Raw genomic sequence first — 629 nt, 5'->3', positions numbered from 1 at the left:
TGGTTTAAAAGTTGCGAAACACGGTAACCGCAGTGTATCGAGCAAATCAGGCTCTTCTGACCTACTGGATTCGTTTGGCATCAACCTAGCGATGACGGCGGAAGACACTCGTACGGCTGTCGATGAGCTTGGCGTAGCATTCCTATTTGCTCCGCAATACCACGGTGGCGTGCGTCACGCGATGCCAGTTCGTCAAACGATGAAAACACGTACTATCTTCAATATCCTTGGCCCACTGATTAACCCTGCTCGCCCTAACATCGAGCTAATGGGTGTTTACAGCAAAGAGCTTGTACGCCCTATCGCAGAAACCATGCTGCAAATGGGTATGAAGCGCGCGGCGGTTGTTCACGGTAGCGGACTTGACGAAGTCGCCATTCACGGAGAAACCATCGTTGCTGAAATTAAAGATGGTGCAATTCACGAATATACTGTGACACCAGCAGACTTTGGTTTGAACACTCACCCGCTTGAAGCTATCAAGGGCGGCGAGCCAGAAGAAAACAAAGCTATCACAACAGATATCCTGACGGGTAAAGGCACTGAAGCCCAAGTTGGCGCAGTAGCTGTAAACGTTGCTCTATTGATGCGCCTATTTGGGCACGAAGACCTAAAAGCCAACGCACAAC

The 629-nt window shown here is 49.9% G+C and carries 1 protein-coding gene; it reads left to right on the top strand.

Going from position 1 to position 629, the window contains the following annotated elements:
- Positions 1-629: anthranilate phosphoribosyltransferase (trpD, locus tag BCT81_RS03580; RefSeq protein WP_102423255.1), on the top strand; the 629-nt coding region annotated here is incomplete at both ends.

The sequence above is a fragment of the Vibrio sp. 10N.261.52.A1 genome (genome assembly GCF_002876325.1).
Classification (GTDB): Bacteria; Pseudomonadota; Gammaproteobacteria; order Enterobacterales; family Vibrionaceae; genus Vibrio; species Vibrio chagasii.
Note: the sequence above shows the minus strand (reverse complement) of the source record. Positions and strands in the feature narration are given on the sequence as shown.